The sequence below is a fragment of the Hyphomonas sp. UBA3195 genome, from assembly GCF_002366485.1.
Classification (GTDB): Bacteria; Pseudomonadota; Alphaproteobacteria; order Caulobacterales; family Hyphomonadaceae; genus Hyphomonas.
Genome location: NZ_DEXB01000028.1, coordinates 22952 through 30179, shown reverse-complemented (window position 1 = coordinate 30179; position 7228 = coordinate 22952). Strand labels below are relative to the sequence as shown.

Sequence of the window (7228 nt, the reverse complement as noted above, 5' to 3'; positions counted from 1 at the left end):
TCCCCAAAGGGTTCGAGCGTTTTTTCGACGGCGGCCTTGATGGCGGCCTGATCTTCACTCATCGGCGCGATCTGATGCATGTGACGTAATCCTCCTGAGGGCCAGACTTAAGGCGGCCATGCAGGCCCGTCCAGCGATTGCCCTGCGTCAGGGGAGCGCAATTGTGCGCGTGATGCCAATGGCTGTGAGGAAGGCTGGGTCGTGGCTGATGACCAGGAGGGCGCCGGAATAGGCGTTGAGGGCGGCTTCTAGGGTTTCGATCGTGGCCATGTCGAGATGATTGGTCGGCTCGTCCAGCAGGAGGAGTTCGGGGGGCTCGGGCGCGGCAAAGATGGCGGCGAGGCCCGCGCGCAGGCGTTCGCCGCCGCTGAGCATCGCCACGGACTGGTGGGCGGCCTCATTTCGGAAGGCGAAGCGGGCGAGGGCGGCATGGGTTTCATTCTTTGTCAGGTGCGGCTGGACGGCCCGGATGGCCTCGAGAATCGAGCCGCCCGAGGGCAGCAGGCTGACATGCTGGTCGAGCCGGGCGATGCGGGGCGTCAGCGTCTCGACCGTGCCGGAGGCGGGGGCGATTTCGCCAAGGATCATGCGCATCAGCGTCGACTTGCCGGCGCCATTCGGGCCGGCAATGGCGATCCGCTCCGGCCCTCTGATGTCAAAGCTGAGCGGCCCGAACAGGCGGCGGTTGCCGAAGGCGGCGACGGCCTCGGTCACGCGCAGGATGTCCTTTGACCGGGGCAGGTGGACGTGCGGCAGGTCCATTGTGATCGGGGCCGTGATCTCCACCTTTGCGCGGGCGGCTTCCCGTGCGGCAGCGCTTTCGTTGGTCTGGCGGCTGGCAAGGTCGCCGCCCCGTGCGGCGGTGGCCTCGGCGCGTTCCTGCCGCTTGTCGAGCAGCATCTTGGGGGCATCACCCTTTGCGCGGGCGGTGCGGCCCGCCTTGTCGCGCCGGTCCTGTTTTTCCTTTGCGCGCTGGGCGTCTGCCTGTGTGCGACGCAGGGCGGTCTGGGATCTGGCGAGATCAGCTTCGGCCTGTGCGCGCGCCGCGTCGCGGGCCTCGCGAAACTCGCTCCACCCGCCGCCGAACACGGTCACGCCTATGGGGGACAATTCCACGATCCGGTCCATGTGTTCCAGCAATTTTCGGTCATGGCTGGCAATGAGCGCCCCGCCGCGCCACTGGGCGAGTAGATTGGCTATGGCGTGCCGCCCGTCCGTATCGAGATTGTTTGTCGGCTCGTCCAGCAGCAGGATGTCTGGCTGTTCCAATAGAAGGCGGGCGATCATGACGCGCGTGCGCTCGCCGCCGCTGAGCCGGGACAGGCGCGTGTCCCATGGCATGTCGCGGAGACCGGTCGATGCCAGAACGGATTCGAGCCGGGACTCCAGCGTCCAGTCGGCCAAATCGGCATCTTCCAGTGAACCTTCACCCGCTGCCAGGCGCGCAAGTCGGGCAAGGCCGTCTGCCGCACCGAGCGTTTCGGAGATGGTCTGGGCTTCGTCCGCGATCTGGGCGAGGCGGCCCAGGCGGCCGTGCACGGACAAGCTGCCGCGTGCAGGCTCCACATCGCCGGCTATGGCGCGCAACAGGGTGGACTTGCCGCAGCCATTGCGGCCGACAAGGCCAATGCGTTCGCGGCCGAGCGACAGGGTCAGGCCGTCAAAGAGCGGCGTGCCGTCAGGCGTGGTGAGGGAGAGGGAAACGAGCGTGAGAAAGGAAGACATGGACAGGCCGTGCGATCATGGAAAGGGTCAGCGAAGCATTGGGCTTTGCGTAATCCATGTCTTTGGCCTCCAGTGGTTTCTCTGCGGATCGAAGCGCCTACATACGCATTCCGGCGCTGAGTTCAAGGAAAATCAGACTTGCGCCGGAAGCGCGCGAGATGGCGCGAAGGCAGCGGCAAGGTCGCTGGAGTCGCCACCCAGTATCAGGTCAGCCACGATCCTTGCCGTGATGGGTGTCAAAAGGATGCCATTGCGATAATGGCCTGCGGCGACAAACATGTTGGGCTGGCGCGTGCGACCGAGGAAGGGTGCGAAATCGGGCGTGCCGGGACGTATGCCGGACCATGCGGAGGTGATGCGGGCATCGGCCAGTGAGGGCACGATGCGGGAAGCGTCTTGGAGGAGGTTGGTGACATCATCCGTGTTCGGCATACCTGTCGTACGGCCGGGCTCCATCGTGGCGCCGATGACAAGCTGGTCGCCGCGTGGCACCATGTAGATCGGACCGGCGCGCAGTGTGGTGGCGGGGTGGTCTGCCCGACGCTCAACCGACAGCATCTGGCCGCCATAAGTGTCGATCTCATCCAGCGACGAGTCCCAGTTTGCCAGGCTGAATTGCTTGCCATGTTCGGTCACTTTCAACTCGCCGCTCTGCCAGCCGGCTGTGATCAGAATGAAATCATGGCCTTCCACATCCAGCGCGTCGCCGTGTGACTGTAACGGTGCGGGCGTGCGTTCCAGCATGATGCGAGGGTGGCGTTCACACAGGGCGAGCAGCGCCGAGACGACGGCGCGATTGTTCACGTGGCCATCCGTGGTGAGCTGCAGGACGCCGCGCAGGTCAGGCGACAGCGCCGGTTCGATCCGGCGTGCGGCATCCATGTCCAGCCGCTGGCCGGGCAGGCCGCGCTTGGTCAGCGTGTCGAGGATTCCGTCGAGATGGGCTGCCATTGCTTCACTCGCGGCGACCGCCAGGGATGGTCCGGCCGCATATCCGACAGTTTCTCCGCTTTCGGTTTCAAGGTGCGCTGCAAATTCCGGCCAGAGCCGCGCGCTTTCAAGACAGAGATCAAAAAGTTGGGGGTGAACGCCCGGCTCTGAGGCGGCCTCGAAGGCGGGGGCAATCATGCCAGCAGCAGCCCAGCTGGCGCCGCGACCGGGTGTGTTGGGATCGTAGAGCGTGATGGCAGCGCCACGCCGGGCGAGTTCGAGCGCGCAGCTGAGGCCGATAATGCCCGCGCCAGCGATGGCAATGCGGGGGGAAGATGTTTCGGGGCGGGCGGCGCAGGTCATCTGCGCTATCTATGCCATTCTACTAGCGAATTGAACGCTCAGGCAGCGGAGACCTGCATTTTCTGGCTTTCCCAATAGGATTGGAAAGCTTCGGCCCATTTCTGGCTCTGGAACACGATTTCCTTGCACATCTCGCCGGTCGGACGGAATGCGGTGCGTACCATCATTTCGGGGCCTTCATCGGCGTCGCGCTCAAGCTGTTCGATGACGAACGCGTCGAGCGTTGCTGACAGAAGCGCGTCCTCTTCCGGTGACCCTAAATCGAGATCCACTACGATATCTTTCATTGTCATCCCCAAGCACCTGATTGTTACGTCCGGTTTTCCGGACTCATTTTGTATCTTCAGATCAATATCGCATTTTGTGCGATGCAGCATAAGATTCTTGCTCATGACCGTCCCAATCCGGGGGTCTGTGCAAATTTCGGGCAAAAAGGTCGCGCATGTCGTTCGTTGCGATCCATTCTCAAATGTGATTGAACAGATCATCAATGCCCCTCAAAGAGAGTTTGTTCCATGAAATGGTATGCATCCCTGGCCACCGCCTGCGTTTTTCTTGCCGCTTGCGGGGCACCCTCTGGAGATTCCGGGGAGTCCGAAGCTGCTGCAGAATCTGTGGCTGAGCCCACCGGCCTGCTGAATGTGTATTCGGCCCGGCACTATGATTCCGACAAGGAGCTCTACAAACGCTTCGAGGATGAGACCGGCATCCGCGTTCGGTTTCGCGAATCCGGCGCGGCCGAACTGCTTGAGGCGATGAAGGCCGAAGGCGACAATAGTCCGGCGGATGTCATTATCTCGTCCGATGCTGGCACACTTTACCGATTCAAGGATGCGGGCCTGATGCAGCCCGTCGAGTCCGAATTGCTAGCGACGCGCATTCCCGAGCATTTCCGCGATCCGGACAATCATTGGTACGGTCTGGCCAAACGGCTGCGCGTGATCGTGTATGATCCTGCCCGTGTCGAGCCGGAGCAAGTGGATGAATATGCCGACCTCGCCAGCGCCAATCTCGAGGGCGATGTCTGCATGCGGTCCAGCACGAACATCTACAATCTCTCCCTGATGGGGGAATTGATTGATCGACTTGGCAAGGATACGGTCGAGGCTTGGGCGCGCAGCGTGGTGGCGAACTTCGCACGTCCGCCCCAGGGCGGCGACACCGGGCAGATTGAGGCAATTGCCGCTGGCCAATGCTCGGTCGCGCTGGTGAACCATTATTACTGGGTGCGCATGACGCAAGGCTCCGACGCCCAGCGCAAATCGGTTGAAAAGACCATGCTGTCCTTCCCGCAGCAGGATAGCTGGGGCGCGCATGTGAATGTCACCGGCGCGGGTGTTGCGGCCCATGCACCGCACAAGGAGGCTGCCATCCAGTTCATTGAATGGCTGGCCGGTGAGGAGGGCCAGTTCCTGCTGACCACCGAGACCAAGGAAATCCCGCTGGTCGCTGGCGCCGAGATGCCGGAAGGGCTCGACCGGCTGCCGCCTGATTTCAAGGAAAGCGTGTTCCCGCTCAACAAGCTTGGAGAGAATCAGGCCGAGGCACAGGCCATCTACGACCGGGCTGGATGGAACTGATCTCGTTTGAGCGCTCTGGCCGCCATACGCCGCTTCCGATTCAGGAGCATTGACGGGCCCGCCTTATTGGCGGGCTTGATCATTGCTGTACCTGTTGTCGTGACCCTGTTTGCGGGCCTGATGAATGGTGGCGGTGAAGCGTGGACCCATATCCGCGACACGCTGTTGACCGGCTACACGACCGGCACGCTCGGCACGCTGCTGTTAACCGCGCTCATGACGCTCGCCGTTGCGGTTCCGGCGGCTTGGCTGGTGACGATGTACCAGTTTCCGGGACGGGGCCTGTTCGAATGGTTGCTGATCCTGCCTCTGGCGGCGCCCGGCTATGTGCTTGCCTATGCCTATGCCGATCTGATGGGCCTGATGGGGCCGTTCCAGACAGCGATCCGGGATGTTACCGGCTGGACCGCGCGGGACTATTGGTTTCCGGACATGCGCAGCCTGCCGGGGCTCGCCTTCGTGCTGACCTGCGCGCTTTATCCTTATGTCTATCTGACGGCCCGAGCGGCCTTCGTCTCGCAATCTGTCTGCGCTCTGGAGGCGGCGCGCAGTCTGGGTGCCAGCAGTGCCCGGCGGTTCTGGCAGGTCGCCCTGCCGGCCGCCCGACCGGCCATCGCAGCCGGCCTTGCCCTGACCCTGATGGAAGCGGCGGCCGATTATGGCGCAGCGGAGTTTCTCGGTGTGCCCACCCTGACCTTCGGCATTGTGCGCGCCTGGCAGAGCTTTGGCGAACCCGCGGCAGCGGCGCGGCTCGCTCTGGTTCTGGTCGTGATCGTGATCGCGCTGATTCTGACCGAGCGTCATACGCGGGGACGTGCGGGCAGCCAGCAAAGCTCGACGCGGTGGCGCAGCGTGTCACGGGCGCGCCTGCCACGCTGGGCCGGCCTGGGCGCAATGGCGGCCTGTGCGCTCCTGTTCCTTGCTACTTTCGTTTTGCCAATGTCGCGCCTGGTCTGGCTTGTCATGGAATCGCAAGACCAGATCGCACCAATCGGGCGGGCGTTGGTGAACACGCTGATCCTTGCCGGGTCAGGTGCGGCGCTGGCGTTCGTGCTGGCGATGGTCATCGCGCTGACGGCCCGGCAGAGCGGACTGATCGCCGGCTTTGCGCGTCTGATGGCCTCGACCGGCTACGCCATTCCGGGTGCCGTTCTCGCGCTCGGCGCGCTGTTGGTGATGGGATATCTTGGCATCACGCTGACCGGGGCGGGGGCAATCGTGGCCTTGGCATGGGTCTATGCCAGCCGGTTCACCACGTCGGGCGCAGAGCCGATGGTGGCAGCGCTCGGTCGCGCCCCGGCCTCCATGGGCTATGCCGCCGAGAGCCTTGGGGCTTCGCCGCTGCGCCGCGCGGTTTCCGTTGACCTGCCGGTCGCGCTATCAGGCGCCATGGCTGGTGCACTGATCCTGTTCGTTGAATCCCTGAAAGAGCTGCCGGCTACCTTGATGCTGCGACCTTTCAATTGGGACACACTGTCTGTTCGGGCGAATGCCTATGCCACGGATGAGCGTCTGGCGGCGGCGGCCTTGCCGTCCCTGCTCATCACGCTGGCAGGCTTGCTGCCCGTGATCCTGCTATCGTGGCGGCTCAGCCATTCGCGTCCGGGGGACACGCAATGAGCGTGCATTTGACCGCGACGAACGTAACCCGCCGCTATGGGCCAACCGCTGTGGTGGAGGGCGTAAGCCTCACTCTGGAACCCGGCAACATCACAGCATTGCTCGGTGGGTCCGGCGCGGGAAAATCGACTTTGTTGCGCTTGTTCGCCGGACTTGAACCGCTCGATGGTGGTGAGATCCGGCTGGGAGATGAATTGCTCTCTGCGCCGGGCAAGACGGTCCCGGCCGAGAAACGCCGCATCGGGCTGATCTTTCAGGATTTCGCCTTGTTCCCGCATTTGACCGCCGCGCAGAATGTGGCCTTCGGGCTCAAATCGCGCGGCAAGGAAGCGGCCCGCCTGCTGGCGGCCGAATGGCTGGAGCGGCTTGGTCTGACAGATCGGGCCGGCGCATACCCGCACGAACTCTCGGGCGGCGAACAACAGCGCGTGGCCATCGCGCGCGCACTTGCGCCGGAGCCTGCCGCGATCCTGATGGATGAGCCATTTTCCGGTCTCGACCCGGCATTGCGTGGCAGTGTGCGGGATACGGCGCTTGCCGCGATCCGGGAGGCTGGCATTCCGGCACTGCTGGTGACGCATGACCCGACCGAGGCGCTCGAAAGCGCCGATTGCATTGCCATTCTTCAGGGCGGGCACTTGTTGCAGCAGGGTGAAGCGGCTGAAATCTACCAGAGACCGCAAAGCGCGGCGATTGCCGCCGCTCTCGGTCCAGTCAGCCGCATACGGGCTGCGGACCTGCCGACCGGACTCGTCGGGCAGGATGTACCAGTCGGAGCGGAACTGATCGTACGCCCGGAAGGCGTGTTGCAGGATGAGAGTTCGGCGGTAAGGGCCAGTGTAACAGCCAGCCAGCTGACCGGCCCGCTTTGTCGTTTGTTGCTGGAGTGCCAGGGACAATCCCTTACCGCGCTCGTGCCGCGCATGACGGCACCCAAAGCAGGAACGGAGATTGGTATTCGGCTCGATCCAACCCTGACATTCATCTTCCAGTCAGCCGATTCCTGACAA

At 63.5% G+C, this 7228-nt stretch carries 6 protein-coding genes; 3 read left to right on the top strand and 3 right to left on the bottom strand.

Annotation, left to right across the window (positions count from 1 at the left end; genetic code table 11):
* Window positions 1–147: 147 nt before the first annotated feature.
* The 3 genes from B2344_RS08755 to B2344_RS08745 all read right to left on the bottom strand — a co-directional run bounded on the left by B2344_RS08755 (window position 148) and on the right by B2344_RS08745 (window position 3305).
* Window positions 148–1725 carry an ABC-F family ATP-binding cassette domain-containing protein gene (locus B2344_RS08755; protein ID WP_290485029.1) on the bottom strand — a complete coding sequence of 526 codons (1578 nt, stop codon included), beginning with the start codon at window positions 1723–1725 and terminating at the stop codon, window positions 148–150.
* A 132-nt stretch (window positions 1726–1857) separates the two neighbouring features.
* A complete protein-coding gene (gene thiO / locus B2344_RS08750) occupies window positions 1858–3018 on the bottom strand; it encodes a glycine oxidase ThiO (protein ID WP_290485028.1) in 1161 nt (386 codons plus the stop codon).
* Between the two features lie 38 nt (window positions 3019–3056).
* Window positions 3057–3305, bottom strand: a complete 249-nt coding sequence (locus tag B2344_RS08745) for a hypothetical protein (RefSeq protein WP_156947783.1) — start codon at window positions 3303–3305, stop codon at window positions 3057–3059.
* A 228-nt stretch (window positions 3306–3533) separates the two neighbouring features.
* On the opposite strand from B2344_RS08745, the gene B2344_RS08740 reads away from it, so the two are divergent.
* From B2344_RS08740 to B2344_RS08730, 3 genes are all read left to right on the top strand, one after another.
* Window positions 3534–4598, top strand: a complete 1065-nt coding sequence (locus B2344_RS08740; protein ID WP_290485027.1) for an extracellular solute-binding protein — start codon at window positions 3534–3536, stop codon at window positions 4596–4598.
* A gap of 66 nt (window positions 4599–4664) precedes the next feature.
* Window positions 4665–6218 carry an ABC transporter permease gene (locus tag B2344_RS08735; RefSeq protein ID WP_290485026.1) on the top strand — a complete coding sequence of 518 codons (1554 nt, stop codon included), beginning with the start codon at window positions 4665–4667 and terminating at the stop codon, window positions 6216–6218.
* Window positions 6215–7225, top strand: a complete 1011-nt coding sequence (locus B2344_RS08730; protein WP_206991097.1) for an ABC transporter ATP-binding protein — start codon at window positions 6215–6217, stop codon at window positions 7223–7225. Before B2344_RS08735 ends, B2344_RS08730 begins: the two co-directional genes overlap by 4 nt.
* Window positions 7226–7228: the final 3 nt, after the last annotated feature.

Excerpts from the sequence above, each read along its gene's own strand:
- B2344_RS08740 (WP_290485027.1), top strand. The coding sequence starts at position 3,534 with ATGAAATGGTATGCATCCCTGGCCACCGCCTGCGTTTTTCTTGCCGCT.
- thiO (WP_290485028.1), bottom strand. The coding sequence starts at position 3,018 with ATGACCTGCGCCGCCCGCCCCGAAACATCTTCCCCCCGCATTGCCATC.
- B2344_RS08755 (WP_290485029.1), bottom strand. The coding sequence starts at position 1,725 with ATGTCTTCCTTTCTCACGCTCGTTTCCCTCTCCCTCACCACGCCTGAC.
- B2344_RS08730 (WP_206991097.1), top strand. The coding sequence starts at position 6,215 with ATGAGCGTGCATTTGACCGCGACGAACGTAACCCGCCGCTATGGGCCA.
- B2344_RS08745 (WP_156947783.1), bottom strand. The coding sequence starts at position 3,305 with ATGAAAGATATCGTAGTGGATCTCGATTTAGGGTCACCGGAAGAGGAC.